A 1,065-nucleotide genomic window follows, 5' to 3' on the forward strand; every position below is an offset into this window, starting at 1 on the left:
AAGTAAACCGAGTTGGGCCAAGAGTGCATAGGATGCATTTTTGTGACCAGCCAGTCCCAAACGTTGCACCATGACCTATACCCACTTGACCCGAGAAGAACGATACCAAATCCACGCACTGCGTCGTCAAAACATAAGCCCGGCAGTGATAGCCGCACAGCTCAATCGAAGCCGATCGACCATCACCCGCGAGCTCAATCGCAACGCTGGAGCCCAAGGCTACAAACCCGCCCGCGCTCATGAGCGAGCCCGTGCCCGCCAAGGGGCACGGCGCAATGCACGCCAGTTCAATGCGCAGCAGTGGAGCCAGGTGCACCGCTATCTGCGCCTGGAGCTTTCTCCCGAGCAGGTCAGCGGACGGCTGCGGCTGGAGGGCGTGCTGACCATCAGCCACGAATGCATCTACCAGCACATCTATGACGACAAACGCAAAGGCGGTGAGCTGATCAAACACCTGCGCTGCCAGAAGGTGCGACGCAAGCGCTACGGCAGCGGACAAGAGCGGCGCGGCACACTCAAAGATCGGCTCTGCATAGAGCAGCGCCCCGCCATCGTTGACGCACGCAGCCGCATGGGTGACTGGGAGGGTGACACCGTGGTCGGCAAGGGCCACCAAGGGGTACTGGTGACCTTAGTGGAGCGCAAGTCCCGCTACACACTGGCGCAGCAACTGGACTCGCGCCACAGCGCAGGGGTGACCGAGGCTGTGATCGCACTGCTGCGACCTCACAAACACTTGTGCGAAACGATCACGTTCGACAATGGCAAGGAGTTTGCTGAGCATGCATTCATCGCCGCCAGTCTGGGGGCGATGTGTACTTCGCGCATCCCTACCACTCATGGGAGCGTGGGCTCAACGAGAACACCAATGGCCTGTTGCGCCAGTACTTCCCCAAGTGCACCAACCTGCGCCGGGTCTCGCAGCACGAAGTTGACGATGCGCTCTACCGGCTCAACCACCGACCCCGCAAGTGCCTCAACTACCGCACTCCCCACGAGGTGTTCATGGGCTTGGAGATTCGTCCGTTACACTGAAATTCGGTGCACTTTGTAGTTGAATCTGCG

At 59.9% G+C, this 1,065-nt stretch carries 1 pseudogene; it reads left to right on the plus strand.

The features are described from left to right. The first annotated feature begins 70 nt into the window (after positions 1-70). Positions 71-1,035 (plus strand): annotated as a pseudogene (locus KYG_RS23610) (IS30 family transposase). Positions 1,036-1,065 lie beyond the last annotated feature (30 nt).

The sequence above is a fragment of the Acidovorax sp. NO-1 genome (assembly GCF_000238595.1).
Classification (GTDB): Bacteria; Pseudomonadota; Gammaproteobacteria; order Burkholderiales; family Burkholderiaceae_C; genus Acidovorax.